The organism is Pseudomonas sp. O39, assembly GCF_045447295.1.
GTDB lineage: Bacteria > Pseudomonadota > Gammaproteobacteria > Pseudomonadales > Pseudomonadaceae > Aquipseudomonas > Aquipseudomonas antarctica_A.
Genome location: NZ_JBJGXV010000021.1, coordinates 51,424 through 78,403, shown reverse-complemented (window position 1 = coordinate 78,403; position 26,980 = coordinate 51,424). Strand labels below are relative to the sequence as shown.

Below are 26,980 nucleotides of genomic sequence, written 5' to 3'. Positions count from 1 at the left end.
GATTCAAAGGGCAGAGGCTTTGTAGCCACACGGGTAGCCTTGGCGTCATTAAGAAAAATCTGCATTTTTCCGTAACAAATCTGCCAACCCCTCGGCCTGCATCGGCCGGCTGATCAGGTAGCCCTGCACCTCATCGCATCGCTCCCCTCGCAGGAAATCCAGCTGCTGCTGATCTTCCACTCCTTCGGCCACCACCTTGAGTGCCAGGCCATGGGCCATCGCGATGATCGCCCGGGTGATGGCCGCGTCTTCACGGCCTTGGCCAAGCCCGCGAATAAACGTCTGGTCGATCTTCACGTAGTCCACGGGGATACGCTTGAGGTAACTGAGGGACGAATAGCCCGTGCCGAAGTCATCAATGGCCAGCTTCACGCCCAAATCGCGCAGTTGCTGGAAGGTGGCGATAATGTGTTCAACATTGTCGAGCAGCTGGCTTTCGGTCAGCTCCAGCTCCAGGTAGTGCGGGGCCAGGCCGGTTTCTTCAAGTACCTGGCGCACCAGGCTGACCAACTTGCCCTGGCGCAACTGATGCACTGACAGGTTCACCGACACCCGGATCGGTGCAAGCCCCTGGCGCTGCCACTCGCACGCCTGCCAACACGCCTGGCGCAGCACGAACTCGCCCAGCGGTACGATCAAGCCGGTCTCTTCGGCCAGGCCGATAAAGTCCCCCGGCGGCACCATGCCCCATTGCGGATGCTCCCAGCGAACCAGTGCTTCGGCAGCGTTCAATTTGCCCGTGGCCAGGCACAGTTTCGGCTGGTAGAACACCGTGAGCTGGCGCTCGTCGATGGCCTTGCGCAAGTGGTTCTCCAGCTGCAAACGCTCCAGGGTGCTGGCTTGCAGGCTATCGGTGTAGAACTGGAAATTATTGCCGCCCAAGTGCTTGGCGTGCTGCATGGCCATGTTCGATTGGCTGACCAGCGCGGAAATCTCCCGCGCATTATCCGGCAGCAGGCTTACGCCCATTGAGGCGCTGACCACCAGCTCATGCCCTTCTACCGTCACCGGCACGCGCAGTTTGGCCAGGAGCCGCGTGGCCACACGCGCCAGGCTCGACAAGTTGCCGTAGCCGTCGAACAGTACGGCGAATTCATCACCGGACAGCCGCGCAATGGTGTCGGCTTCGGGCAAGGCATTGATCAATCGCCGCGCCATTTTCTGCAACAGCTGATCCGCGACTTCATGGCCGAGGCTGTCATTAAGCAGCTTGAAGCGGTCCAGGTTGATATGCAGCAGTGCCAGGCTGCGCCCGCCCTGACGCACGCGTTGGTGAGCTTCGCGCAGCCGTTCGCGAAACAGCGAGCGGTTGGCCAGGCCCGTCAACTCGTCATAGTGAGTGAGGTAGCGCATGCGCTCTTCGGATTCACGCCGCGCGGAAAGATCGGCGAAGAAGCCGACAATATGACTGACTTTTCCGCGAGCATCGCGCACTACATTCAGTTGCAGCCATTGCGGGTACAGCTCGCCGTTTTTGCGCGTTTCCACCAGCTCGCCCTGCCAGGTGCCATGGCTGAGCAGTGCCTGGCGGATCACCGGAAAATGCCGGCGGGCGTCACGACTGCTGGGCAGTTCCACGACATTGCGGCCAATCATGTCGTCCATTTCAAAACCGGTGACACGGCTGAAGGCCTGGTTGACCGCAATCAGCACGTACTCCGGGTTGAGGATCACAATGCCTTCGCTGGCGGCTTCGAAGACGGTCGACGCGAGGCGCTGCTGCTCTTCCAGGACCTTGCCGGCGCTGATGTCGCGGCGGGTGCCGAGCATGCGCGTGACGCGTCCGCTGGGCGTGCGCTCCACGGCGCGACCACGGTCTTCGATCCATACCCAATGGCCAGCGCCATGGCGCACACGGTATTCGACCTGATAATCCTCGCTGCGGCCCTTGAGGTGCTCCACCAGGGCGCGCTTGAGCAGCGGCAGGTCGTCGGGGTGCAGGCGTGGCTTGAGATGGCTGAGCATTGCAGTAACGTACTCAGGCTCCAGGCCGAACAGTTCCTTGAGTTGGGTATGGTGCACTTCATCGGTTTGCAGGTTCCAGTCCCACAAGCCCAGTTCGCTGGCTTGCAGGGCCATGGCCAGGCGCGCTTCGCTTTTATTCAGGGCGAGGCTGGCGGCGTCCAGTTCCTGGCTGCGTTGCGCCACACGGTCTTGCAGACCGGTTTGCGCCTCGCGCAACTCCTGTTCGACCTGCCGACGCTGGCCAACTTCACGCACCAGTTCCTGATTCAATTGCTCGCTGCGCTGCTGCGCCTGCTGGAGATGCTCGATCAACGCCTGGTTCTGGAAGCGCCGCAACAACCCGCGCTGGATCAGGCGGTTGACCTGCCACGCCACCAGGCTCAAAGAGGCCAGCAGAATCAGGCCGAGTACCCCCCAACCTTGCTGCTGCGGGGCCCCATTCCAGAACAGATAGACAATCGCCGGCACCAGGCACGGCACGGCAAATGACAGGAAGGCGGGCAGGCTCACGGCATAGGCCACACTGGCCGACAGCGTCGCTGCGCCGATCAGGCCGAACACCCAGGCTTGCTGCATAAAACTGTCGACAGGCACCAGGGCGATGGCGGCAGTCGCCAGTGTCAGGCCGCTGACCGCCGAGCCCAGCATGAACATGCCCCGCCAGATCGGCCGGGCCTGGCGACTGGGCATCGCCGAATCAAAAGCCGCCACCTGGATCACACGCAGGGCCACCAGAGCGAGCAGCCAGACCAGCCAGATGCTGTCCAACACATATTGCTTGGGGTTCCACAGCAACCAGGCACACACCAGGCCGTTGACCAACATCAATAACGTCGGCAGCAAAGACCCCTGATACAAGAGGCGCGTGCGTTCGACCGCCATCTCGGTTGCGTAATGTTTACGGATGACCTGCGCGGGCGCCGCCGAGGGGCCGAACAGATCGGGACTGAGGGTCATAGGCAGTATTCTTATAATGGTGAGCCCGAAACGTCGACGGAGCATACACAAGCAAGCGCTTGGGCCAAACTGCTCCACGTCATAAAAACCGCACTGGAATCGGCCGCAAACCTTCGAGCCAGACTGCTTGAGCGAGAGCCCGTGCGGGCTGTGGCCCATGACCAACCAGTCATCAGCCCCGGCAGAATGTTTGCCCGGCCACTGTCACGCTGGATGTTTTCCATCGACCACCCGGCATTGGGATTTGCCCCACTCCCGTTAGGCCCATAGAATGCGCCGATGCGCGATGATCTCTCTCTTTTGCTGAACTCCCTCAACGATGCCCAACGCCAGGCCGTAGCAGCCCCCGTTGGCCGTCAGTTGGTCCTGGCCGGTGCTGGCTCCGGTAAAACCCGAGTGCTGGTGCACCGTATCGCCTGGTTGATCCAGGTCGAAAACGCGTCCCCGCATTCGATCCTGTCGGTAACCTTCACCAACAAGGCCGCTGCAGAGATGCGTCACCGCATCGAGCAGTTGATGGGCATCAGCCCCGCCGGCATGTGGGTGGGCACGTTCCACGGCCTGGCACACCGCCTGTTGCGAGCGCACTGGCAGGAAGCGGGCTTGAGCCAGACGTTCCAGATCCTCGACAGCGACGACCAGCAACGCTTGGTCAAGCGCGTGATCCGCGAACTGGGCCTCGACGAACAACGCTGGCCTGCGCGTCAGGCGCAGTGGTTTATCAACGGCCAGAAAGACGAAGGCTTGCGCCCGCAACATATCCAGGCCAGCGGCGATTTGTTCCTCGCCACCATGCGCAGCATCTATGAAGCGTACGAGGCGGCCTGCGTACGCGCCGGCGTGATCGACTTCTCCGAGCTGCTGCTGCGCGCCCTCGACCTGTGGCGCGACAACCCCGGCTTGCTGGCGCATTACCAGAAGCGCTTCCGGCACATTCTGGTGGACGAGTTCCAGGACACCAACGCCGTGCAGTACGCCTGGTTGCGCTTGCTGGCCAAGGGCGGTGACAGCCTGATGGTGGTGGGCGACGACGACCAGTCGATCTACGGCTGGCGCGGCGCGAAAATCGAGAACATCTACCAGTATTCCGACGACTTCCCGGACGCAATCACCATCCGCCTGGAGCAGAACTACCGCTCCACCGCCGGCATCCTCAAGGCTGCCAACGCGCTGATCGCCAATAACACCGGGCGCATGGGCAAAGAGCTGTGGACCGACGGCGGCGAAGGCGAAGCGATCAACCTGTACGCCGCGTTCAACGAACACGATGAAGCGCGCTATGTGGTGGAAACCATCGAAAGCGCGCTGAAAACCGGTTTGGCGCGCAGCGATATCGCCATCCTGTATCGCTCCAACGCCCAATCGCGGGTGTTGGAGGAAGCCTTGCTGCGCGAACGCATCCCGTACCGCATCTATGGCGGCCAGCGCTTCTTCGAGCGGGCGGAAATCAAGAACGCCATGGCCTACCTGCGTTTGCTGGAAGGTCGTGGCAACGATGCGGCACTGGAGCGGGTGATCAATATCCCGGCGCGTGGCATCGGCGAAAAAACCGTCGAAGCTATTCGCGACCACGCACGCCACGCCGATGTGTCGATGTGGGAAGCCATGCGCTTGCTGATCGCCAATAAAGGCCTGACCGGCCGCGCCGCCGGTGCTTTGGGTGTGTTTGTCGAACTGATCGAGAACCTGGCGGCCAAGTGCGCAGAAATGCCGCTGCACTTGATGACCCAGACCGTGATCGAGCAGTCCGGGCTGATCGCCTATCACGAAGCGGAAAAAGGCGAGAAAGGCCAGGCCCGGGTAGAAAACCTTGAGGAACTGGTCAGCGCCGCCCGCGCGTTCGAAAACACTGAAGAAGATGAAGAGCTGACCCCGCTCGCCGCGTTTCTGGGTCATGCCTCGCTGGAAGCCGGCGATACCCAGGCCGATGAGCATGAAGACAGCATCCAGCTGATGACCTTGCACAGCGCCAAGGGCCTGGAATTTCCGTATGTGTTCCTGGTGGGCATGGAAGAAGGCCTGTTCCCGCACAAGATGAGCCTGGAAGAGCCCGGCCGCCTTGAGGAAGAACGCCGCCTGGCCTACGTGGGCATCACGCGTGCCATGCAGAACCTGGTGATGACCTATGCCGAGACCCGACGCCTGTACGGCAGCGAAACCTACAACAAGGTGTCGCGCTTCGTACGTGAAGTGCCGAAGGGGCTGATTCAGGAAGTGCGCCTGTCCAACAGCGTCAGCCGCCCGTTCGGCGGCGGCCAGCAGCAGAACTCCAGCAACCTGTTTGCTGGTTCCGAGATTCCGGAAACACCGTTCAGCCTTGGCCAGCAGGTCAAGCATGCGATCTTTGGCGAAGGCGTGATTCTCAACTTCGAAGGCGCTGGCGCCCAGGCACGGGTGCAGGTGAATTTCGCCGAAGGCAGCAAGTGGCTGATGATGGGCTACGCGAAGCTCGAAGCAATCTGATACATCTTCTCTACATGAAGGTTGTTGGCCCGCCCTTGTTTTTAACAAGCGCGGGCCAATATCAGTAATAAGTCCTACAGGCCATTCTGATTCGGGCCTACGCAAAAGCCCGAAACATTATGTCGCTAGCCACTGCCACAACACCTGTGCAACATGGCGCGCGTGCAATCCACAAATGGGAATTCCCTTTATGAAACGTTTTCTTAGCATCGCCATGGCGTTGTGCATCGGCTTGACGATGAGCCTCGACGCCAACGCCAAGCGCTTCGGTGGCGGCAAAAGCATGGGCTCGGCGCCGACTCACCAGACCAGCCAAATGGCTCCATCCGCCGGTGCCGGCGGTGCAGCGGCTACCGCTGGCGCAGCCGGTGCGGCTGGCGCGGCTGCCAAGGCCGGCGGTGCTTCGCGCTGGTTGGGCCCTCTGGCCGGTATCGCAGCCGGTGGCCTGCTCGCGTCCATGTTCATGGGCGGCGGCTTCCAGGGCATGCAGATCTTCGACATCCTGATCATGGCCGTCATCGCCTTCCTGATCTTCCGCTTTATCGCCGCCCGTCGCCGCAAGCAGCAGGAGCACATGGCTCCAGCCGGCGCGCCGATGCAGCGTGAAGTGTTCGAACAAAAACCAGCCGTGGGCTCGATCTTCGGTGGTTCGGCTGCTCCTGCTCCCGCCCGTCCGGTAATCAATGCACCGGCCTGGTTCAACGAAGAGCGTTTCGTCGAAGCGGCCCGCAGCCACTTCCAGTCCCTGCAGCAGCACTGGGACGCCAACGAGATGGACAAGATCTCCGAGTTCGTGACCCCGCAACTGCTGGAGTTCCTCAAGCGCGAACGCGCCGACCTGGGCGACGGCTTCCAGTCGACCTACATCGACGACCTGCGCGTCCAGTTGGAAGGTGTGGATGATCGCGCCGACAAGACCATCGCCACCCTGACCTTCAGCGGCGTGTCGAAGACCTCGCGTTTCGACCAGGGCGAAGTGTTCAGCGAAAGCTGGAACATGGAACGCGCCCAAGGCGACAACCAGCCTTGGCTGGTCGCCGGTATCCGTCAGAACGGCTGATAGCTGCGCGTTTGAGCACTTGGTCATAAAAACCCCGGACATGTTCCGGGGTTTTCTATTTCACGGTTGCACTTATAGCGAGCTACTGTATAAAACGCCCCTATAAACCGCGCCATCTAGCAAGAGGATCCCGGCCGTGGAAGAAATCATCGAACAATTGCGTGAAGCCAACGAACCGGTCCCGGTTCCTCTGGAGCTGCCTGACGAAGACCAACTGGTGGAAATCGAAGAACAACTGTTCATCGACATCCCCTTTGTCTTCCGCGAATTCCTGCTGACCGTCAGCGACGTGGTGTATGGCAGCCTGGAGCCGGTGACCGTCACCGACCCGCAATCCCACACCTACCTGCCGGACGTTGCCGCCAACGCCTGGGATGCCGGTGTTGACCGCAGCATGATCCCGATCTGCCAGGACGGCGACGACTACTACTGCGTCGAAGAAGACGGCACCGTGGTGCTGTGGTCCGGCGAAGAAGAACTCGTCACCGAAGAAACCTGGGAATCGGTATGGCACTGGGCGCGGGACGTCTGGCTGGAAAGCTGAGTCGCACCACCGGGGCTCTAGTGCTCCGGCGTATCCTTGTGGTTATCCAGCGTCTCCAGCAAGGCGACCTGCATCCGCGTATGTACGCGGATGAACCACCGCCAGAGCACAGCCGCGACTGCTGCCGTGACTATGGCAATCAGCACCAGCAACTTGTTGGTCGGCAGAATACTGGCCGACAAGGCTGCCAGTAGCAGGAAGATCACCAGCAGCGAGAGGATGGGGATCAGTTCGGCGATCACCCGCCGCACACGCTGGGTATGCCGCCCGGCCATTTCCGGCTTCACGCTCATCTCCGCCAGCAACATCGACAGAGCCTTGAGTTTGCGATACGCCGCAATCAGGAACGGCAGCGACAACAGCAACGCCGCGCCCCAGATCAATGCCTTCTGCCAACTCGGATCACTGATCCAGCCTTCCAGATACCCACCGATGCGCGCCGCGAAAAAGCTGCCGGTGAAGAATATCGCCACCACCAGCGCCAGGTTGACCCCCACTTGCAGGATGATTTTGCGGATCATCGACGCCAGCATTGCCCCTTCACCCTGAGGCTGGATGCTGCGTAGCCATTCGCCATACATCCCAAATACCCGGCTCATGCGCTTAGGTATCACCGAGGCAATCTTTAACGACAACGGGTCGGCACCGCGGATCAGGTAAGGCGTCAGCAAGGTGGTAATTGCCGAAACCGCCACCGCCACCGGATAGAGGAAGTCACTGGTAACCTGCAAGGTCATGCCCAGCGCGGCGATGATGAATGAAAACTCGCCAATCTGTGACAGCCCCATGCCAACCCGCAGTGAGGTGCGGCCGTCGTTGCCGGCAATAAAAGCCCCCAGGCCGCAGGACAACATCTTGCCCAGCACCACCGCAACGGTAATCACCGCGATCGGCCACGCGTACTGCAGCAGGATTTGCGGGTCGATCATCAAACCGATGGCGACAAAGAAGATCGCGCTGAACATGTCTCGCACTGGCTCGATCAAGCGCTCGATCTTAATCAACTGGCGGGACTCGGCCATGATCGCGCCGATCAGGAACGCGCCCAGCACCATGCTGTATTCCAGCTTGACCACCAGCAGGCAGAAGCCGAAACACAGACCCAATACGGTGATCAGCAGCATCTCGTTGCTTTCGAACTTGGCCACGTAGGCCAGCAGGCGTGGCACCAGCAAAATGCCGATGACCAGCGCGACGATCATGAACAGCGAGAGCTTGCCGACCGTGGAGAACACCTCGCCGGAGCTGACCGTACCACTGACGGCGATACTCGACAGCAAGGCGATAATGCCGATGCCGAGGATGTCCTCAACGATCAACACGCCAAAAATCAGCTGGGCGAAACGCTGGTTTTTCATCTTCAGGTCATTCAGTGCCTTGACGATGATGGTGGTCGAGGAGATCGCCAGGATCGCGCCGAGGAACAGCGAGTCCATGGTGTTCCAGGCGAACCATCGGCCGATCTCGTAGCCGATCCAGATCATCAGGATGATTTCGAGGAACGCCGCTATAAACGCGGTGGCGCCGACCTTGAACAACTTGCGCAGGCTGAACTCAAGGCCCAGACAGAACATCAGGAAGATCACCCCCAGCTCGGCGAGGGTCTTGATGGTGTCTTCGTCATGGATCAGGCCGAATGGCGGGGTGTGAGGGCCGATGATGAACCCGGCGACGATATACCCCAGCACCACCGGCTGCTTGAGGCGATGAAACAGGACAGTGACAACCCCTGCCACCAGCATGATCACGGCCAAGTCCTGGATAAAGCTGATGGCGTGCATGGCGAGGGGCTCCTTGAGGGTACTGGCGCTTTTCCCACTTCCACTCACGCCTTTGAAAAGTCGCAAAGAGCGGAAGGAAAAGTCTGCCTTGATCGTAAGAAATTCCCTGAGATGGGCGTTTGAAGGTTAACACCGCGACTTCCGGCAGAAAGCCGGTGCAATATATGGAAACAGATCGGTGCACGCGTGACGGCAAGCCGCCCACCGGCGTCCCGTTAGGGAGAGCGCTGCAAAGAGTTCAGCACCCGTAGAGGTGCCGCCCCCCAACCAATGCCTACAACCCGTGAGTGTGCTATGGAACCCGGAAACGCCCAGCTGTCGATGACGGTATTGATGACCCCTGACATGGCCAACTTCTCAGGCAATGTCCACGGCGGCACCCTGCTCAAGTACCTCGACGAAGTGGCCTACGCCTGCGCGAGCCGTTACGCGGGCCGCTATGTCGTCACGTTGTCGGTCGACCAGGTGATCTTTCGCGAGCCGATCCATGTCGGCGAGTTGGTGACCTTCCTTGCCTCGGTCAACTACACCGGCAACACCTCAATGGAAGTGGGCATTAAGGTGGTGACCGAGAACATCCGTGAGCGCTCGGTGCGCCATACCAACAGCTGCTTTTTCACCATGGTGGCCGTGGACGACCAGCGCAAACCCGCCGCCGTACCGCCGCTGCAGCCGCAGAACAGCGAAGACAAGCGCCGGTTTGTGCAGGCCCAGCAGCGTCGGCAGATTCGCCAGGAGCTGGAAAAGCGCTATCAGGAAATCAAAGCCGACGCGCCGTAAGCCTCAGGCTGTAAATCCAATCAAAATGTGGGAGCGGGCTTGCTCGCGAATACGGTGGGTCAGTCATTGGTAAGTCGACTGACACTCCGCTTTCGCGAGCAAGCCCGCTCCCACATTGGGTTCCGGGTACTTACAGACTGATCGGCGTGGCCTCGAAGCGTACCCGGGGGTGGGCGATACGGTCCTGGGCGCGTACCAGTTCCAACTCGTAACTGGCGCAGGCCTGGGTTTCCAGCAGCACTTCATGCACCGCAGCCGCCGTAAACTCGAAGGCCGCCAGCAAGCTGTCACCCAACAGCACCCGCGCCAGGAACAGCCCTGACGTCAGGTCGCCCACGCCCACCGGCTGGCGCGGGAACGCCAGCAACGGCCGACGCAAGTGCCAGCTGCCGTCGGCAGTCACCAGCAGCATCTCGAAACCCTCCGGCAATTTGCCCGGGTAATCCAGGTGCTTGACCAGGACCGCCTTCGGCCCGCGTGCCAGCAATGCCTTGGCCATGCCCAGGCAGTCGAACAGCGATTGCGGCTTGCGCCCGGCAAAGCTGTCGAGCTCCAGCTGGTTGGGGCACAGGAAATCCGCCAGGGCGGCCGCCTCGTCCAGCAGGAAATCGCTGACTTCCTGGGGCACGATACAACCCTTTTCCGGGTGACCCATCACAGGGTCGCACAGGTACAGGGCCTTGGGGTTGATGGCTTTGATCCGCGCCACACCCGTCAGAATCGCACGGCCCTGGTCCGCACTGCCGAGGTAGCCGGACAGCACCGCATCGCAGTTGCCGAGCTCGCCAATCGCGGCAATGCCTTCCACCAGTGCCGGAATTTGCTGCGGCGCCAACACTTCGCCCGCCCACTGGCCATACTGAGTGTGATTGGAGAATTGCACGGTGTTGAGCGGCCAGACGTTCACCCCGACCCGCTGCATGGGGAACACGGCGGCGCTGTTTCCGGCGTGGCCAAAGACCACATGAGACTGGATCGCAAGCAGATGAGGTGTGCGTTTCATGCGGGGGATTTCCGTAAAGCCGTTGAAATTCTAGCCGCGCAGTATGCGACTAAACACAGCCTATACGACAGACCAGAGACACAGTTAAGCTGCTCTCACTTTGTTGGAGTTCATCGCATGCTGACCCTGGGAAACATCTTTGTGTTGATGCTGCTGGCGACTGGCGCCGCTTGGGTGTGGCACAACCACGGCCTGCGCGAGCGGGCGCTGGAGCGGGTCAAGCAACATTGCGCCAAGCTCGATATCGAACTGCTCGACGGCGCGGTGGCGTTGAAACGCATCGGTTTTGTGAAGGATGCCAAGGGTCGGCGGCGCTTGGCACGTATCTATAACTTTGAATTCACCGTGACCGGCGAAACCCGCCATCCCGGGACTATCACCCAGTTCGGCGCCCACAGCGCGCAGATTGAACTGGCGCCCTACCCGTTCGAGATCAAGACGCCGCTGCCCAGCGCGGAAGTGATCGAGCTAAGCCAGTGGCGCCAGGACCACGCCACCAAGACGCGTCACTGACGACAGGCGGCCAGCGCGCTCTGCAATGCGACTACGTCCTGTGGCTCGCTGAAAATCAATTCAATGCGCGAATCGCGGCGCCACTCGCTGGGTTGCCAGACGAGTGGGCTTTTATCCACAGCGTTGGCGCTGACCCACCCATGGCGGCTGTGGATAACCAGTTTGGCGCGGCGCCATGCAAGGCTTGTCAGCCAATGGGCCAGGCGCCCGGTTTCGAATTGCTGGCTCGGGTGCCAACGCCAACCGATGCTCCAGCCACCCTCTTGAGCCTGGCTCAGGCAGATGGGCAGTGTGGGATCGCTCCAGATGGCTGGCATCTGCGCCAAGCCTTTGGGCACATCGAAGTTATCCACAGGGGCGCCAGCTTTGGTCTGGAGGCCCGGCAACTGCGCGAGCGGCAAGTGCGCCTGGCGGGTCCAGTAAAGCGGGCAGTCGGGTAATTGTCTTTCGACGGCTTGGCGCTGCGCGGTATCCAGCGTTTCGTCCTTGTTCAATACCAGCAGCCCGGCGCTGGCCAAGGTCTCGCGCTGCGCTTGCGGCAAGGGTTTGCCCGCCGCCAATGCCTGGGCATCCAGCACCAGTACACAGGGCTGGACCGCCAGCACGTTTTGCCAGGGTGCTTCGCGCAATTGCTTGAGCAGTTGTGCGGGATGGCCCAAACCCGAGGGCTCGATAAACAACCGATCCGGTTTAGCCTTGCGCAATAAGCGGCCCAGGCCTACCTGGAACGGTGCACCATTCACACAGCACAAACAGCCACCGGCGACTTCGCCCAGGGCAATGCCATCGTCGTCCTGGGTGAGTAACGCCGCATCCAGGCCGATCTGCCCGAACTCATTGATCAGTACCGCCCAGCGCTCGTTGGCCGGGCGTTGGGCCAGCAGGTGCTTGATCAGGCTGGTCTTGCCGGCGCCCAAAGGCCCGGCAATCACGTGAGTAGGAATGTTCTGCAGCATGATAGGCATCATTCAGACCGTGTAGAGAGCTTGATCCTACCCGGTTATGCCAGCCAATCCAGCGTCAGGATCAACCGTCGCTCATCGGCCTTGAGCGCCGGCGAGCGGTGAATCAGGCCATGGGCTTCGTTGCCGTGCCACTTGGTGCCCTTGAGCAAGGCCACCTCGCCACAGTCGATTTGCTCAATGCGCTCGGTGGGTTCGGCATCCGGTTGGCTCAGTTTTCGGCGGTCCATCACCCCTTCGCGCAACCACTGGCTACCGATTCCGGCGTAGGTGGTAATCAACCGAACGGGTACATGGTCAACGTGAAAACGTGGGCACATGGCCTTGTCCAACAGGCGCAAACGCACGCCAATACGCTTGGCACCGAGCAGGCAGGCGAACGCGCTGACCAGCCACGACACATCGGCGATAAACCCTTCGTAGCCTTCAAGATCACGGCAACTTGACGCCAAACCCTGCAAATTCGGCTCGGCGTCTTCGTTGTTGAGTTCGATCACCAGGGATTCGGCCAAAGGCTCATTCAGCGCCACCAGCAAGGCGCCGAATTCGGCAATATGATGGGGCAATTGGCGCCGCCATGTCGCCAGGTTTACGCCTTCTTCCAGAATATCGGACAGTGCCAGCGGGGTTTCCCCGCGGGTCTGACGTATCACGGGACGCAGGGGGATAACCGGTGCCAACATCACGCGACCTCTTCATACCAAGGGCCAAAGGGGTCGGCCAGCAAGCGCCAACTTTCGACACCCAGAGCCATTTCGTCATCCGTGAGCAAACAGGCGTCCAGCTCGGCGCGCATCTGGCTGAAGTCGATGTTTTGCCCGATAAACACCAGCTCCTGGCGGCAATCGCCGGTGCTCAGCTGCCAGTTGCCCATGATCGCCGCCACGCTTTCTTCGTCCTGAGGCCATTGGCTTTTCGGCACAAAACGCCACCAGCGCCCAGCAAAGCCATGGCGCATCAATCCTCCGGCCTGAGACCAACTGCCCGCATCCTGATGCTTGCTGGCCAGCCAGAAAAAGCCTTTGGAGCGCAGCAGTTTGCCGTTTACCCACGGACGGTCGATGAAGTTGAAAAAGCGCTGCGGATGAAATGGGCGGCGCGCACGATAAGCCGTGGAAGCGATGCCGTATTCTTGCGTTTCCGGCACATGTTCACCGCGCAATTCCTGCAACCAGCCAGGGGCCTGGGCAGCGCGTTCGAAGTCAAAGCGGCCGGTGTTCAGGATCTTGTTAAGCGGCACCTCACCCATGACCATCGGAATGATTTCTGCTTGGGCGTTGAGGCGCTCGAGGATGGCCATCAGTTCTTCGCGTTCGCGGCTGCTGATCAGGTCGATCTTGCTGATCAAGATCACGTCGGCGAACTCGATTTGCTCGATCAGCAGGTCGGTGATCGAGCGTTCATCTTCTTCGCCGAGGGTTTCGCCGCGTGAGGCCAGGCTTTCAGCGGCCTGGTAGTCGAGCAGGAAGTTCATGCCATCCACCACGGTGACCATGGTGTCCAGGCGCGCAATATCGGCCAGGCTTTGCTCGTTTTCATCACGAAAGGTGAACGTTTCTGCCACGGGCAACGGCTCGGAAATACCAGTGGTATTCGATCAACAGGTAATCGAACCGGCCTTCCTTGGCGAGTTTTCCGACTTCTTCCAGCAAGTCTTCACGCAAAGTGCAGCAGATGCAGCCGTTGCTCATTTCTACCAGTTTTTCTTCGGAGCGATTCAGGGTGACATCACGCTGAACCTCGCTGCCGTCAATGTTGATTTCGCTCATGTCGTTGACGATCACCGCCACCCGCAGGTTTTCGCGGTTGCGCAGGACGTAGTTGAGCAGCGTGCTTTTACCGGCGCCTAGAAAACCGGACAACACGGTAACGGGGAGACGATCTGGCATCAGGTATTCCTCATCAGGGTTGGCCGGTCAAATCGCCCGTTTATGGCGTTCGCGCAGCTCTTCACGTTCTTTGGCTTCGATACTCAAGGTGGCGGTGGGGCGCAGTAGCAAGCGTTGCAGGCCAATGGATTCGCCAGTGTCACGGCACCAGCCGTATTCGCCGCGGGCCAGCAGTTCGAGGGCGTCGTCGATCTTGTCCAACAGCTTCTTTTCCCGCTCAAGCAGGCGTAGTTGCCATTGGCGCTGTTCTTCGGCGCTGCCCATATCGGCGGGGTCGCTATTGGTTTCCTGCTCACGCAGCACCAGGAACTGGCCCTCAATGCGCGCTTGCAGCTCAGTACGCTGGGCAAGCAGCAATTCACGGAAGAACCTTTGCTGGGCTTCATTCATGTAGTTGGCGGGCGGTTGGGCCAGCAGGTCTTGTTCAGTCATAGGAAGCGGGTCACGGGTCAGGCTGTGGTTTTATGTTATAGTATAACAACACAAATAAGCTAATCCCGACTTGCTCACCACGACGAAGGGCGCAATGCTTGAGCACTTCCCTTGCCCCGAGAAACGCTATGAAACGCCTGTTGTACGCCCTGTTATTGGCAGCGGCAGGACCTGCCTGCGCCCAAATGCCAAGCCTGTTGGCGAACTGCACGCGCAGCGCCAACCTGCTGGCCTGCGTGGATCCGTTGGGGAATGCCTACAGCGTGGCGACTGTCGGCAGCACCACGTACTTGCGCGGTTTCGAGGTGATCGGCAAACGCTACTGGGCACAAACCAACAGCCGCTATGGGCAGCTGACGTTCTTTACTGGGTTAGCGTCCGACGGAGAGGCGTGGGTCGGCTACACGCGACGCGTGGGCTGGACCACCCTCAACCGGTTTTCCAGCTCAGGTGGCGCCAGTGCCAAGTTCACGTGCAGCCGTATGACCGGCTGTTAGACCTGGCCGTTCTTCTGCTCTTGAACCCAGGCCATGTAGCTGTTCATCGGTGGGTTCTTCTCGAAGTATTTTTTCAATCCCTCAAACAGGCCATCCGCCACCGCCTGTTGATGACGCGCAGTCACCAACCGCTGGGCGTCCTGGGTATTAGAGATAAACCCGGTCTCGACCAGAATAGAGGGGACGTCCGGTGATTTAAGTACCGCAAACCCAGCCTGCTCCACGCGCTTCTGGTGCAGCGTGGTGATGCTTTGCAGGCTGCCCAGCACCGAGCTGCCCAGTTGCAGGCTGGAGGCGATGGTGGCGTTCATCGACATATCGAGAATCACCCCGGCCAACATCGGGTCCTTGTCCTTGAGATTGAGCAAGGTCGTGGCGCCCAACAGGTCCGCACCGTTTTCGCGCTGCGCCATAAAGCGCGCCGTAGCGGAAGTTGCGCCCCCTTCAGACAACGCATACACCGAGGCCCCGGATGCCGTGAGACGTGGCGCGGCGTCGGCATGCACCGAGATAAACATATCGGCCTTGTGCTGGCGGGCAATGTCCACACGCTTGCGCAGCGGCACGAAGAAGTCATCGTTGCGCACCAGTTTCACGTCAAAGCCCTTCTCACGCTTCAAGCGTTTGGCCAGCAATTGGGCGATCGACAGCACCACGTCTTTTTCGCGCTGGCCCCTGGAGCCGATGGCGCCAGGGTCTTTACCGCCGTGGCCGGGGTCAACCACCACGATGATGTCGCGCTTGGGATGCGCTTTGTCTACCGGCGCGACCAGAGGAGGCGGTTCAGCGGCTATTTGGCGCGGGGCATGAGTGGCGTTGGTCAGGTCGAGCACCAGGCGATGACCTTGGCCATCCTGGGGCGGCAATAAAAAGCTGTTGAGCTGCATCGGCGCGGCCAGGTCCAGCACGATGCGTGTGTCGCCTTTGCCGAAATGCCCGGAGCGGATCGAAGTAATCCCGCTGTTCTTTAATGCCAGCTGAGAAAAATCCCCCGACAGCCCGGCGCCGCTCAGGTCGATGATCAAACGTTCCGGTGAGGTCAGGGAAAAGGTCTTGTATTGCACCGGGCCGCTAAGGTCGAACACCAGCCGCAGTTTATCGTCCGAGCGCCACAGGCGCGCATTGCGGATCTGCGTGGCGTAGGCCCCCAAAGGCAAGGTGAACAGGGGACTGACCAGCAGCAGGTTGAGGAGCTGACGTCTGTGCATGACATATACCGCAAATAGAGGAGCGTCCCTGCTCGACATGACTGAAGAAAGGCTGGAGCAGAAAAATCATCGTCGATTCAATAGTTATAATATAACATGTCTTTTTATTTCCAACGATGGACCTGCCCATGAATGCGCTGACTCTGCCGGATATTGCCGCGCAGGCTTCACGCCAAGCTGTGCCGCTCGACTGGGTAGGCATGTGCGGCATTGCCCTGCCGATCCTCATCGACGGCCAACGCTTGACCGCCACTGCCGATGCGGGCGTCAGCCTGGACGATGGCGAGGCCCGTGGCATTCATATGTCACGCCTGTACCTGGCCCTGGAAATGCTCGACCAACAGCCTCTTACGCCTGCGCTTCTGCGTACTCTACTTGAGCGCTTTCTTGAGAGTCATGAAGGTTTATCTAAGAACGCCTACCTGCGTATCCACGCGAATTTGCTGCTCAAACGGCCCGCGCTGGTCAGCCCTTTAACCGGCTGGAAAGGCTACCCGGTGAGCATCGAAGCGCGCCTGGAAAACCAGATGTTCCACGTGGAACTAAAAATTGACGTTACTTACTCTTCAACCTGCCCTTGCTCGGCCGCGCTCGCCAGGCAGTTGATTCAGCAGCAATTTCTCGAAGATTTCGCCAACACACCACTGCAGCACGAGGATGTTCTGACGTGGCTTGGCAGCGCCAACGGCATCGTCGCCACGCCCCACAGCCAACGAAGCAGCGCAGAACTGTCCATCCAGCTGGACGCCAACCAGTCCACCTTGCCCCTAACCGACCTGATCAACGACGTTGAAACCGCCCTCGGCACTGCCGTGCAAACCGCTGTGAAACGTGCGGACGAACAAGCCTTCGCCCTGGCCAACGGGCAGAACCTGATGTTCTGCGAAGACGCCGCCCGCCGCCTGAACCTCGCCTTGAAACGCTCGGATGCCGTCAAAGCCTTCCACTTGAAAGTGATCCACGCCGAAAGCCTGCACGCGCACGATGCCGTGGCTGAAAGCCGCTGGACGAGAGACTCTGCATGATCACCTGTAACGCATTGCGCTGGGGCGCCCCCGGGCAACCGCTCACACCGGCGCTGGATTTGAAGCTGGAAAAGGGCAGCCTCACCGGCATCATCGGCGCGAATGGCACAGGCAAGAGCAGCCTGCTCAAGGTCATTGCCGGCCTGCAAAAGCCGCTGACGGGCAACGTCAGCGTGGATGTTCCACGCCGCGGCGGCCTGTCATTCCTGCCCCAGCAACAACATTTGGATCGCCAGTTCCCGATCAGCCTGCAAGAGTTGGTCGCCGCCGGTTTCTGGGGCACCCAGCTCACCCCGCAACACCGTAGCCAACGGCTGCAAGCGGTACTGGAAGACTGGTGCCTCAGTGGTCTGGAACACCGTCCGTTGATGGCGCTGTCCGGCGGCGAACTGCAACGCGCCCTGCTCGCTCGCATGAGCCTGGCCGAAGCGCCAGTCCTGCTTCTCGACGAACCTCACGCCGCCCTCGACGAAGAAGGCCAGGCGCTCTGCTGGAAACACATTCACGCCTGGCACGATGAAGGCCGCACACTGATCGTCGTCTGTCATGACTTGGCGTCGGTGCGTCACCACACCCAGCAAGTGGTGCAGATCAAAAGCACCGGCTGCCTATTCGGCCCCAGTAAAGAGCTGATCCGCCCGCAACCGCACATGCAGGTGGCCTGATGCACTTCGCCGCCCATCTGTGGATGCCATTCCTCGACTTTGTCTTTATGCGCCGCGCGCTCATCGGCGGGCTGGTCCTCGCTTGCAGCACCGCGCCGCTGGGCGTGTTTCTGATCCTGCGCCGCATGAGCCTCATCGGTGACGCCGTTGCCCATGGCATCCTGCCCGGCGCCGCGCTGGGCTTCTGGTTTGCCGGCCTCAGCCTGCCCGCCCTGACCATTGGTGGCCTCGGCGCAGGCCTGAGCATGGCCGGCGTGTCAGCCTGGATAACCCGCCGCACCGGCCTGCGCGAAGACGCCAGCCTCGCCGCCATCTACCCCATCTCTCTCGCCGCAGGTGTATTGATTCTCGGCATTGCCGGCAAACGCCTGGACCTTTTGCACCTGCTGTTCGGCTCAGCACTGGCTGTCGATGAAACCACCCTGACCGGCATGCTCTGGGTGTCCGGCTTCAGCCTGATCGCCATGGCGCTGATCTACAAACCACTGCTGCTGGACACCCTTGACCCACTGTTCCTGCAAACCGTCAGCCGCCTCGGCCCACTCGCCCACGGGTTATTCCTGACCTTGGTGGTGCTGAACCTGGTGATTGGTTTCCAGGCCATCGGCGCGTTAATGGTGGTGGGTTTGATGATGTTGCCGGCCATTGCTTCACGCTTCTGGAGCCGGCGCCTGCCGGTGTTGATCGCGGTATCGGCGGTGCTGGGATGCCTGTCGGTGTGGTTGGGTTTGTTGCTGTCGTTCTACTACTCGCTACCCAGCGGCCCGGCCATCGTGCTGGTGGCTGGCGGTGGGTATTTGCTGTCCGTGGTCTTCGGTCCGGTGCACGGCTTGCTGCGCCGCCCGCCCTTGCTTACATCCCAATGAGGTGTTTCCCGATGCGCGCTCTACTCGTGCTGTTCAGCATTCTGCTGCCATTGTCGATGGCTCAGGCCGCCGACAAACTTCAAGTGGTTACCAGCTTCAGTATTCTCGATGACATCACCCACCAGATCGGTGGCGATCACATCCAGATCAGCAACATGGTGGGCCCGGACGCCGACGCCCACACCTACGAACCGACACCGGATGACGCCAAGGCGCTGCTCAAGGCCAAGGTCATCATCAAGAACGGCCTCGGCTTCGAGCCCTGGCTGGACCGCCTGGTCACCAGCACCGAAACCAAAGCCACCGTGGTCACCGCCAGCAAAGGCGTGATCTCCCACACCATGGAAGAAGACGGCGAAACCATTCCCGATCCGCACGCCTGGCATAACCTGGCCAACGCCGAAATCTATGTGAACAACATCACCAAGGCACTGGTGGCCGCTGACCCGGCGAACAAGGCCGACTACCTGCGCAACAGCCAGGCGTACCTGAAAGAGATCTACCGCCTGCTGGCCGAAGCCAAAACCAAGTTCGGTGCATTGCCACCTGGCAACCGCCGCATCGTCACCTCCCATGACGCGTTCGGTTACCTGGGCCAGGCCTACGGCATTCAGTTCCTGGCTCCTCAAGGGTTGTCGACTGAGCGTGAACCATCGGCCGCCGAAGTCGCTGCGCTGATCACCCAGATCCGCAAGGACAAGGTCAAAGCCGTGTTCATGGAAAACATCAAGGACTCGCGCCTGCTCAAGCAAATCGCGGATGAAAGCGGCGCGCAGATCGGCGGCACGCTGTACTCCGACGCCCTCGCCGCTGAAGGCCCGGCCAGCACCTTTACCGGTCTGTTCGAGTACAACCTCAACACCCTGTGCGCCGCCCTGAGCAAGCCATGACCTTGAGCATGCTCGACCTGGAAGAGGCTGCCATTGGCAGCCACTTTCCACTCGAACAGGTACTGAACGCCCTGCCGTGGAACAGCGATGGCTTGATTGCCGCCATTGTCCAGCAACACGGCAGCGGCCAGGTGTTGATGCTGGCCTGGATGAACCGCCAGGCCCTCGATGAAACCCTGGCCACAAGGCGGGCCTGCTACTGGTCGCGCTCGCGCCAGCAACTATGGCGCAAAGGCGAAAGCTCCGGCCACTGGCAGCAGTTGGTCGAAGCGCGTCTGGATTGCGACGGCGACGCAGTGCTCATGATTGTCGACCAGCACGGCCCGGCCTGCCACACCGGCCGACCCACCTGCTTCTACAACGCCATCGACGGCGCCTACGTTCACATCATTACGGAGCCCGCTGCATGATCCGCAAGAACCCCTCCGGCGATCTGCCGGTGATTGCCGAATCAGCCTACGTCGATAAAACCGCCATCATTTGCGGCAAGGTCATCATCGGCGAGAACGTGTTCGTCGGTCCCTACGCCGTCATCCGCGCCGACGAAGTCGACGCCAGCGGTGCCATGGACCCCATCACCATCGGTGCGAACTCCAATATTCAGGACGGCGTGGTCATCCACTCCAAATCCGGGGCGGCGGTGACCATCGGCGAGCTCACCTCCATCGCCCACCGCTCCATTGTCCACGGCCCCTGTTCCGTCGGCGACCGCGTCTTCATTGGATTCAACAGCGTGCTGTTCAACTGTGCCGTCGGTGATGGCTGCGTGGTGCGTCATAACTCGGTGGTCGACGGCCGTGACTTGCCCGCCGCCTTCTACGTGCCCTCCACCACCCGCATCGGCCCGAACACCGACCTGTCGCAATTCCCGCCGGTGAGTGTCAGCGCCTCGGAGTTTTCCGAAGACGTGGCGCGCACCAACGTCGACCTGGTGCGCGGTTACAAAGCCCTGCAAAACGAGTTCTGAACCATGAGCCGCCTGCTGATTCGCAATGCCCGCCTGGTGAATGAAGGCCAGTTATTCGACGCTGATGTACTGGTCGCCAATGGCCGTATCGAGAAGATCGCCACCAGCATTGAAGGCTATAACGAACCCGTAGAAATCGACGCCCAAGGCCAATGGCTGCTGCCGGGAATGATCGATGACCAGGTGCACTTTCGCGAACCCGGCGCGCCCGAAAAAGGCAGCTTCTACAGTGAATCCCGCGCTGCAGTGGCGGGTGGCATCACCAGCTTCATGGACATGCCCAACACTAACCCCGCCACGCTTAACCTAGGGGCCCTGGCCGATAAGAAGCGCCGGGGCGCGTTGCACTCGGTGGCCAACTACGGCTTTCACTTTGGAGTCAGCAACGACAACCTCGACACGGTTGCCGCCCTGGACCCGCGCGAAGTGGCCGGGGTGAAAGTGTTCATGGGCGCCTCCACCGGCAACATGCTGGTGGACGACCCACGGATTCTGGAGCGACTGTTTGCCGAAGTACCCACCATCCTGCTCGCTCACTGCGAACACACGCCGAGCATCCTGGCCAACGAGCAACGCCTGCGCGAGCGCTTCGGCGAGCATATTCCCGCCGTCGCCCACCCGCTGATTCGGGATGCCGAAGCCTGCTATCGCTCATCATCGTTTGCAGTGGAACTGGCCAAGCGTCATGGCACGCGCCTGCATGTGCTGCACCTGACCAGCGCCATCGAGTTGGCGCTGTTCGAAGATAAACCCCTGGCCGAAAAGCGCATCACCGCCGAAGTCTGCCTGCACCATCTGCTGTTCGATGACCACGACTATCACCGCCTCGGCCACCAGATCAAATGCAACCCGGCGATCAAGACGCGCGCCGACCGCGACGCCCTGCGCCAGGCCTTGCTGACTGACCGTCTGGATGTGATTGGCAGTGACCATGCGCCGCATACCTGGGCGCAAAAACAATTGGGCTATCGCGAAGCGCCGTCCGGGCTGCCGTTGGTGCAGCACGCGTTGCCGGCGTTGTTGGAGTTGGTTGCGGACGGGCTCTTGCCCCTGCCGACCCTGGTGGCCAAAACCAGTCACCGGGTGGCCGACCTGTTCGCCATTCCCGATCGTGGCTACTTGCGCGAAGGCTATTGGGCCGACCTGGTGCTGATCAAACCCGAGCCCCAAGGCAAACCCGTCAGCAGCCAGCCGATTCTCGCTCGCTGCGGCTGGACGCCCTTCGCCGAGCGCAGCTTTCGCCACAGCGTCAGCACCACGCTGGTGTCGGGCCACCTGGCGTGGCACAACGGCCAGGTGGTCGACAGTTGCCAGGGCTTGCCCCTGCACTTTCTGCGTTAAGCGCGGGGTTTGACCGTACCGCAATCGTTGCCCAGCCACTGTGCGTGAGTGTCCAGGCTGCCCTTCTGCTGAACGCCGGTCGCATTGAAAGTGCCATTAACCGTCGTGGTGAATTCCTGCTGGCTCTGGAACGTCGCTACACCGGTGCCCTGGGCTTTCGGGCAGCTGAAACGAAACTTCCACTGGTTGCCGGTCTTGTCGGTCACTTGCTGTTTACAGCCCGATTGCGGGTCAGTCAGCGGGATTGAATCAGAGGCGACCTGGGCCGGGGTGAGGCACACCTGCACGCCTTTGCCGGCCATGGTGATGCCCTGTTTTTCCAGCATCGCGCGCTGTTCAGGGGTCATCTGTTGTTTGAGCTGACCGAGGATCAGCGACAGGTCCGGCAAGTCCTGGTTATCAACTTTCATATTACTGGTGGTCAATTCCCACAAGCCCGGCGCCAGCATCTGCGCCTGAGCCGCCACGGGCAGCGACAATCCAACAACCATGGCCAAACCAAGCAGACGAGCATTCATCGGGTAACTCCTGGATAATTGTGGGCGTTAGACGCCGCAAAGCTGCCAGTGTTGCACGGCAAATAAAATAGCGACATTCACCGTCGAACATGGTCTGTTAGGCACTTGGTTGCCTGGAGTTACGTCGTTCATGGATTTTTTTGGCCCGCACCTGCTCGCCTACTTCATTGCCACGCTGCACTTTCTCGGGACTCTGGCCGCGATTCACGCGGTGCTGACCGTCAGGACCGCCCAAGGCTCAATCGCCTGGGCCTTGTCGCTGATGTTCATGCCTTACCTGACGTTGATTCCGTACCTGATCTTTGGTCGCAGCACTTTCGACGCCTATATCCAGGCGCGTCGCCAGGCCAACCAGGAAATGCACACCGCCATCACCGCGCTGAACTGGCGCCCATGGGTCGATGAGGCGCTGGCCGCACGCAACTCCAATGCCTACGCATCCCTGCGCGCCATGCCCAAATTGGGCCGCATGCCGTGCCTGGCCAACAACGAAGTACGCTTGCTGATCAATGGCGACGCTACTTTCAGCGCAATCTTCGACGCTATCCGCACGGCCAAAACGGCGGTGCTGTTCCAGTTTTTTATCATTCATGACGACGAACTCGGCCGCCAACTGCACACCTTGCTCAAGGAAAAGGCCGCCGAAGGCGTAGACATCCACGTGCTCTATGACCGCATCGGCAGCCACGCCCTGCCCTATCGTTACGTGCAATCCCTGCGCGACGCTGGCGTAAAGGTCAAAGCATTTGCCACCCGCAGCGGCTGGCTCAACCGCTTTCAGGTCAACTTCCGCAACCATCGCAAGATCGTCGTAGTGGACGGCATCACCGGGTTTGTCGGCGGGCATAACGTCGGCGATGAGTACCTGGGCAAAAAGCCGCCATTGGCGCCATGGCGCGATACCCATGTGCAGGTCACTGGCCCGGTCGTGGCATGCCTGCAGGAGTCGTTTGCCGAAGACTGGTTCTGGGCCGCGCGCGAGTTGCCGCCACTGATCCTGCCGGATACTTACCCCGAAGACGGCGTGCTCTGCCAACTGCTCGCCAGCGGCCCGGCTGACCCGTATGAAACCTGCTCGCTGTTTTTCGTCGAAGCGATCCATGCCGCGACTGAGCGAGTGTGGATCACCAGCCCCTATTTCGTGCCCGACGAAGCCGTGTTCGCCGCCCTGCGCCTGGCAGTTTTACGCGGGGTGGATGTGCGCCTGCTGCTGCCGTCGCGGCCCGACCACCGCATTGTGTATGCCGCCTCCAGCCTCTACGCCATCGAAGCGGTGCGCGCCGGCGTGCGGGTGTTCCGCTATAAGCCAGGCTTCCTGCATCAAAAAGTGGTGTTGGTGGACAGCGAAATCAGCGCCATCGGCAGTGCAAACATGGACAACCGTTCGTTCCGGCTTAATTTCGAAGTGATGCTGCTGACCGTGGACGAGGCGTTTGCCAGCGAAGTGGAACAGATGCTGCTGGACGACTTCGCCCTCGCCCATGAAGTCAGCCAGGAAGAAAGCCGCGAAACCCGCCGCCTGCAACAACTGGGCATGCGAGTCGCGCGTTTGATATCACCGATTCTCTAACAAACAACACAGATAGCACTGTGGGAGCTGGCTTGCCTGCGATGGCGGTGTATCAGTCGACTCATCCAGTCCTGATAGACCACTATCGCAGGCAAGCCAGCTCCCACATTTTCAGCGCTTCGGTGTTCCTGCTTCAGCGGTAGATATCTTCCCGCGTCCACGGCAGTTCATGGCTGCCATCGGCATGAGGTTTCACCGCCAGGATCTGATGCAGGTTGATCCAGCCCCGGGCGAACGCATAGGCACAACCGGCCAGGTACAGCCGCCAAATACGCAACGCTTGCTCCGGCACCATCTTCGCCGCCGCTTCAAGGTTGTCCTCAAGCCGCTCGCTCCAATGGTCCAGCGTGCGCGCGTAATGCAGGCGCAGGCTTTCGACGTCGACCACTTCCAGCCCGACTTCACTGATCTCGGCAGTCATCATCGCCAGATGGGGCAACTCACCATTGGGGAACACGTAACGCTCGATAAAATCCCCGGCGCCACGGCCGACAGGACGACCATCCGTGTGCTTGGCGGTAATGCCGTGGTTCATCACCAGGCCGCCTTCACGCACCGCGCCAAACAGGGTTTTGCAGTATTGCGCCAGGTTGGCATGGCCAACGTGTTCGAACATGCCCACGCTGACCACTTTGTCGAAGCGACCGTCTTGGGGCAGGTCGCGATAGTCGAGCAGTTGCAGGTCCACTTGGTCTTCCAGGCCATCCGCTTTTACGCGCTCCCGGGCCAGTGCCAACTGCTCCTTGCTCAGGGTGATACCAAACACTTTGACCCCGAATTCCCGCGCCGCAAAACGCGCCAATCCGCCCCAGCCACAGCCCACATCAAGCAAATATTCACCCGGTTGCAAACGCAGTTTGCGGCACAGGTGGCGAAATTTGTCTTGTTGAGCCTGGTCGATGGATTCGCTACCGGTTTCAAAGTAGCCGCAGGAGTACGCCATGTCCTGGTCCAGCCAAAGCTGGTAGAACTCGTTGGACAGATCGTAATGATAAGAAATGGCGGCGGCATCAGTGGCCTTGTCGTGGATCGAGCGCACCGGATGACTTTCCTCGTCATCTTCGATCAGGGCGTGACTCAACTCGTCACATACCCGAATGACCTCGGCGATGGAACCTTCCAGCTCCAATTTGCCCTCGACGAACGCTTCGCCCAATGAGTCGAGCGTTGGATGGGTCAGCATGGAGACCGCCGTGGGGTCCTTCACCACGATGGTCACACTGGGCTCAGGGCCCAGGTTGAATTCATGGCCGTCCCAGAGTCGAAGACGAAGCGGTAGCTTGAGATTCTGTAAGGCCGGTGGAAGTGGCGCGAGCATGAGTAGTCCCCCCTTGTTTCAGACGTCTGGAATGAGGGTAGACCATCCGAAGACAAAGTAGGTGGCTATCGAATTGATAGCGCTTTTCTACGAGGCCCGAAACTCGAGCAAACCGTCTTGGATCCACTGTTTCAGCCACGTCACCGCTTGCAGCGGTGCACCCTCCTTATAAGTGACTGCTAACTCTGCGCACAGTTCTGAAAAGCTCCAGCCAGTGGCGACCATTCCTGCAAGTGCACAGGCTTCAGAGGGTTCCAGGCTGCGGTAGTGGCACACGTTCTGGTGGCGCCACACCAGGCAAACCTGCGCTAATTCCAGCGCGTGGCTGTCGGGGAAGTCAGACTCATCCTTGCTGGCCCGCCAAATCGCCACGGTATTGAAATGGCAGAGCATCTGCTGCACAGAAGGCGCCAGGACTACCTGCAAACCCGGCCAGGCTTCGGGTGGCAGTTGCGCCATATCATTCAGGGTCAGCGGCTCACCCTGCGGCGCATCAAATGCCAGGGTGAAGGCCCACTCCAACCGTGCCAGTTCGGCCAGCGGCGCGCTCTGCTCAGCCACCAGGTGCTCAACGATAAATGCCGGGAACCGCTCACCCAGCCAACGCAGGCTGTAATGGGCAGACGGATAACGCCGCACATAGGCCTGTGTCAACAACGCGAACTCATCATCCCCCAGCCAATACCAGATGGCGCCGAAATCATGGCGCAACACTTCCTGCAACCGCGACACGTAGGCGTTGTGATAAATCGCCAGCCCCGTGTCTACGTCCAGGGTCGGACCGCCGAGCAAGGTGGCGGCGAAACCACTGTTGGCCACCGCCGTTTCGGATAATAGATGCTGTTCAAAGGCCAACTGCCAATCGGTCAGGCGCATAACGACCTCCGGGCCAACGCGGTAGCCCCCAGTTCACGGGCCTTGCTCAACTCGGTCAGCAGCTCTTCGAACGGCGGGAAATGGTCATCGCGCTCCAACAGCGTCGACACCGGCCCCAAATGCTCAAGTGTCTGTTGATAGAGCGCCCACACCGGGTCGCATACCGGATGGTCATGGGTATCGACGACATAATCACCGTAGTCCATATGCCCGGCCAAATGCAGTTGGCGGATACTCTCGGGCGGCAGGCTGCGGATAAACGTCCACGCATCAAACCCGTGATTGCGCGAGCTGACATACACATTGTTGACGTCCAGCAGCAACTGGCACCCCGTGAGGTGAGCCAAGGCATTGAGGAATTCCCACTCAGTGAATTCGTCCGCCCTGGAGCGTACGTAGCTGGAGACATTTTCCAGCACCAACGGACGCTGCAACACGTCCTGCACTTGGCGCACACGGCCGGCCACGTGGTAGAGGCTTTCTTCGGTGTACGGCAATGGCAGCAAATCGTGCAACTGATGCGCGCTGCCGCGGCTCCAGCACAGGTGATCGGAAACCCACGCAGGTTGAATACGCTCGGCGAGCTGTTTGATTTGTTTAAGGTAATCGTTATCGAGGGCATGAGGCCCACCGATGGACAGGGACACACCGTGCATCACCAGGGGATAGCGCTCGGCTATCGCGTCCAGGTAGTACAAGGCTTTACCGCCCTGGACCAGATAATTCTCGGAGATCACTTCGAACCAATCCACGGCTGGCGATTGTTCAAGGATCTGCTGGTAATACTCACTGCGTAAACCCAGGCCGTAACCCAGACTGTTAAGGGAAGTGGACATCAGACACTCCTGGGCAAAGTGTCCGCAGCGGCGGGGGGCGTCCGCTGCGGTTGC

25 protein-coding genes and 1 pseudogene are annotated in these 26,980 nt (G+C 60.4%); 14 read left to right on the top strand and 12 right to left on the bottom strand.

Annotated features, from left to right (window positions below; genetic code table 11):
- Positions 1-48: 48 nt before the first annotated feature.
- The gene (locus tag ACI77D_RS22755; protein ID WP_064454783.1) at positions 49-2,922 is read right to left on the bottom strand and encodes an EAL domain-containing protein; all 2,874 of its coding nucleotides are present in this window, start codon (positions 2,920-2,922) and stop codon (positions 49-51) included.
- A gap of 279 nt (positions 2,923-3,201) precedes the next feature.
- Here ACI77D_RS22755 and uvrD point away from each other — a divergent pair, with 279 nt between their 5' ends.
- The 3 genes from uvrD to ACI77D_RS22740 all read left to right on the top strand — a co-directional run bounded on the left by uvrD (position 3,202) and on the right by ACI77D_RS22740 (position 6,989).
- A complete protein-coding gene (uvrD, locus tag ACI77D_RS22750) occupies positions 3,202-5,385 on the top strand; it encodes a DNA helicase II (protein ID WP_064454784.1) in 2,184 nt (727 codons plus the stop codon).
- Between the two features lie 190 nt (positions 5,386-5,575).
- Positions 5,576-6,445, top strand: a complete 870-nt coding sequence (locus ACI77D_RS22745) for a Tim44 domain-containing protein (RefSeq protein WP_221295926.1) — start codon at positions 5,576-5,578, stop codon at positions 6,443-6,445.
- A gap of 136 nt (positions 6,446-6,581) precedes the next feature.
- A complete protein-coding gene (locus ACI77D_RS22740) occupies positions 6,582-6,989 on the top strand; it encodes an SMI1/KNR4 family protein (RefSeq protein ID WP_017739032.1) in 408 nt (135 codons plus the stop codon).
- Positions 6,990-7,006: 17 nt separating this feature from the next.
- Here the strand turns inward: ACI77D_RS22740 and ACI77D_RS22735 are convergent, their stop codons facing one another.
- Positions 7,007-8,770: a cation:proton antiporter gene (locus tag ACI77D_RS22735; protein ID WP_064454786.1), complete on the bottom strand. Its 1,764-nt coding sequence runs from the start codon at positions 8,768-8,770 to the stop codon at positions 7,007-7,009.
- A 294-nt stretch (positions 8,771-9,064) separates the two neighbouring features.
- On the opposite strand from ACI77D_RS22735, the gene ACI77D_RS22730 reads away from it, so the two are divergent.
- The gene (locus ACI77D_RS22730) at positions 9,065-9,550 is read left to right on the top strand and encodes an acyl-CoA thioesterase (RefSeq protein WP_053258732.1); all 486 of its coding nucleotides are present in this window, start codon (positions 9,065-9,067) and stop codon (positions 9,548-9,550) included.
- A gap of 130 nt (positions 9,551-9,680) precedes the next feature.
- Here the strand turns inward: ACI77D_RS22730 and pdxY are convergent, their stop codons facing one another.
- Complete coding sequence (gene pdxY, locus ACI77D_RS22725; RefSeq protein ID WP_064454787.1) at positions 9,681-10,553, bottom strand: pyridoxal kinase PdxY; 873 nt, start codon at positions 10,551-10,553, stop codon at positions 9,681-9,683.
- Positions 10,554-10,670: 117 nt separating this feature from the next.
- On the opposite strand from pdxY, the gene ACI77D_RS22720 reads away from it, so the two are divergent.
- Positions 10,671-11,066: a DUF3301 domain-containing protein gene (locus ACI77D_RS22720; protein WP_064454788.1), complete on the top strand. Its 396-nt coding sequence runs from the start codon at positions 10,671-10,673 to the stop codon at positions 11,064-11,066.
- Here the strand turns inward: ACI77D_RS22720 and ACI77D_RS22715 are convergent.
- The 4 genes and pseudogenes from ACI77D_RS22715 to dksA all read right to left on the bottom strand — a co-directional run bounded on the left by ACI77D_RS22715 (position 11,060) and on the right by dksA (position 14,349).
- On the bottom strand, positions 11,060-12,022 hold the full coding sequence (locus ACI77D_RS22715) for a GTP-binding protein (RefSeq protein ID WP_221295928.1): 963 nt from the start codon (positions 12,020-12,022) through the stop codon (positions 11,060-11,062). The genes ACI77D_RS22720 and ACI77D_RS22715 overlap by 7 nt on opposite strands.
- A 44-nt stretch (positions 12,023-12,066) precedes the next feature.
- Complete coding sequence (locus tag ACI77D_RS22710) at positions 12,067-12,711, bottom strand: DUF1826 domain-containing protein (RefSeq protein WP_064454790.1); 645 nt, start codon at positions 12,709-12,711, stop codon at positions 12,067-12,069.
- Positions 12,711-13,917, bottom strand: a pseudogene (gene zigA / locus ACI77D_RS22705) (zinc metallochaperone GTPase ZigA). The gene ACI77D_RS22710 and the pseudogene zigA overlap by 1 nt, the downstream one beginning before the upstream one ends.
- 27 nt (positions 13,918-13,944) lie before the next feature.
- A complete protein-coding gene (gene dksA / locus ACI77D_RS22700) occupies positions 13,945-14,349 on the bottom strand; it encodes an RNA polymerase-binding protein DksA (protein ID WP_064454792.1) in 405 nt (134 codons plus the stop codon).
- 128 nt (positions 14,350-14,477) lie between these two features.
- Between dksA and ACI77D_RS22695 the strand changes: the two genes are divergently transcribed.
- On the top strand, positions 14,478-14,846 hold the full coding sequence (locus ACI77D_RS22695; RefSeq protein ID WP_064454793.1) for a hypothetical protein: 369 nt from the start codon (positions 14,478-14,480) through the stop codon (positions 14,844-14,846).
- On the opposite strand, the gene ACI77D_RS22690 is transcribed toward ACI77D_RS22695, so the two are convergent.
- Positions 14,843-16,054, bottom strand: a complete 1,212-nt coding sequence (locus tag ACI77D_RS22690; RefSeq protein WP_064454794.1) for an N-acetylmuramoyl-L-alanine amidase — start codon at positions 16,052-16,054, stop codon at positions 14,843-14,845. The genes ACI77D_RS22695 and ACI77D_RS22690 overlap by 4 nt on opposite strands.
- Before the next feature lie 128 nt (positions 16,055-16,182).
- Between ACI77D_RS22690 and folE2 the strand changes: the two genes are divergently transcribed.
- The 7 genes from folE2 to ACI77D_RS22655 are packed head-to-tail and all read left to right on the top strand — an operon-like array spanning position 16,183 to position 21,808.
- Complete coding sequence (folE2, locus tag ACI77D_RS22685) at positions 16,183-17,079, top strand: GTP cyclohydrolase FolE2 (RefSeq protein ID WP_407017534.1); 897 nt, start codon at positions 16,183-16,185, stop codon at positions 17,077-17,079.
- A complete protein-coding gene (locus ACI77D_RS22680; RefSeq protein ID WP_262666605.1) occupies positions 17,076-17,744 on the top strand; it encodes a metal ABC transporter ATP-binding protein in 669 nt (222 codons plus the stop codon). Before folE2 ends, ACI77D_RS22680 begins: the two co-directional genes overlap by 4 nt.
- Positions 17,744-18,610: a metal ABC transporter permease gene (locus ACI77D_RS22675; RefSeq protein ID WP_053258743.1), complete on the top strand. Its 867-nt coding sequence runs from the start codon at positions 17,744-17,746 to the stop codon at positions 18,608-18,610. Before ACI77D_RS22680 ends, ACI77D_RS22675 begins: the two co-directional genes overlap by 1 nt.
- Positions 18,611-18,621: 11 nt before the next feature.
- Positions 18,622-19,500, top strand: coding sequence for a metal ABC transporter substrate-binding protein (locus tag ACI77D_RS22670; protein ID WP_064454797.1), 879 nt, complete (start codon positions 18,622-18,624; stop codon positions 19,498-19,500).
- Positions 19,497-19,910 (top strand): phosphoribosyl-AMP cyclohydrolase, encoded by a 414-nt coding sequence (gene hisI / locus ACI77D_RS22665; RefSeq protein ID WP_407017533.1) that lies wholly within the window; start codon positions 19,497-19,499, stop codon positions 19,908-19,910. Before ACI77D_RS22670 ends, hisI begins: the two co-directional genes overlap by 4 nt.
- Entirely contained in the window at positions 19,907-20,467 is a 561-nt protein-coding gene (locus tag ACI77D_RS22660; protein ID WP_407017532.1) for a DapH/DapD/GlmU-related protein, read from the top strand. The genes hisI and ACI77D_RS22660 overlap by 4 nt, the downstream gene beginning before the upstream one ends.
- A gap of 3 nt (positions 20,468-20,470) precedes the next feature.
- Complete coding sequence (locus ACI77D_RS22655) at positions 20,471-21,808, top strand: dihydroorotase (protein WP_407017531.1); 1,338 nt, start codon at positions 20,471-20,473, stop codon at positions 21,806-21,808.
- Here the strand turns inward: ACI77D_RS22655 and ACI77D_RS22650 are convergent.
- Positions 21,805-22,326, bottom strand: a complete 522-nt coding sequence (locus ACI77D_RS22650; protein ID WP_053258748.1) for a DUF3617 domain-containing protein — start codon at positions 22,324-22,326, stop codon at positions 21,805-21,807. The genes ACI77D_RS22655 and ACI77D_RS22650 overlap by 4 nt on opposite strands.
- Before the next feature lie 130 nt (positions 22,327-22,456).
- Here ACI77D_RS22650 and cls point away from each other — a divergent pair, with 130 nt between their 5' ends.
- Positions 22,457-23,896, top strand: a complete 1,440-nt coding sequence (gene cls / locus ACI77D_RS22645) for a cardiolipin synthase (protein ID WP_064454800.1) — start codon at positions 22,457-22,459, stop codon at positions 23,894-23,896.
- 133 nt (positions 23,897-24,029) lie between these two features.
- On the opposite strand, the gene cfaB is transcribed toward cls, so the two are convergent.
- The 3 genes from cfaB to ACI77D_RS22630 form a co-directional block, all read right to left on the bottom strand.
- The gene (cfaB, locus tag ACI77D_RS22640) at positions 24,030-25,214 is read right to left on the bottom strand and encodes a C17 cyclopropane fatty acid synthase CfaB (RefSeq protein WP_064454801.1); all 1,185 of its coding nucleotides are present in this window, start codon (positions 25,212-25,214) and stop codon (positions 24,030-24,032) included.
- 87 nt (positions 25,215-25,301) lie between these two features.
- On the bottom strand, positions 25,302-26,090 hold the full coding sequence (locus ACI77D_RS22635; RefSeq protein ID WP_407017530.1) for a putative DNA-binding domain-containing protein: 789 nt from the start codon (positions 26,088-26,090) through the stop codon (positions 25,302-25,304).
- Complete coding sequence (locus ACI77D_RS22630; protein WP_064454803.1) at positions 26,081-26,926, bottom strand: DUF692 domain-containing protein; 846 nt, start codon at positions 26,924-26,926, stop codon at positions 26,081-26,083. The genes ACI77D_RS22635 and ACI77D_RS22630 overlap by 10 nt, the downstream gene beginning before the upstream one ends.
- Between the last annotated feature and the right edge of the window lie 54 nt (positions 26,927-26,980).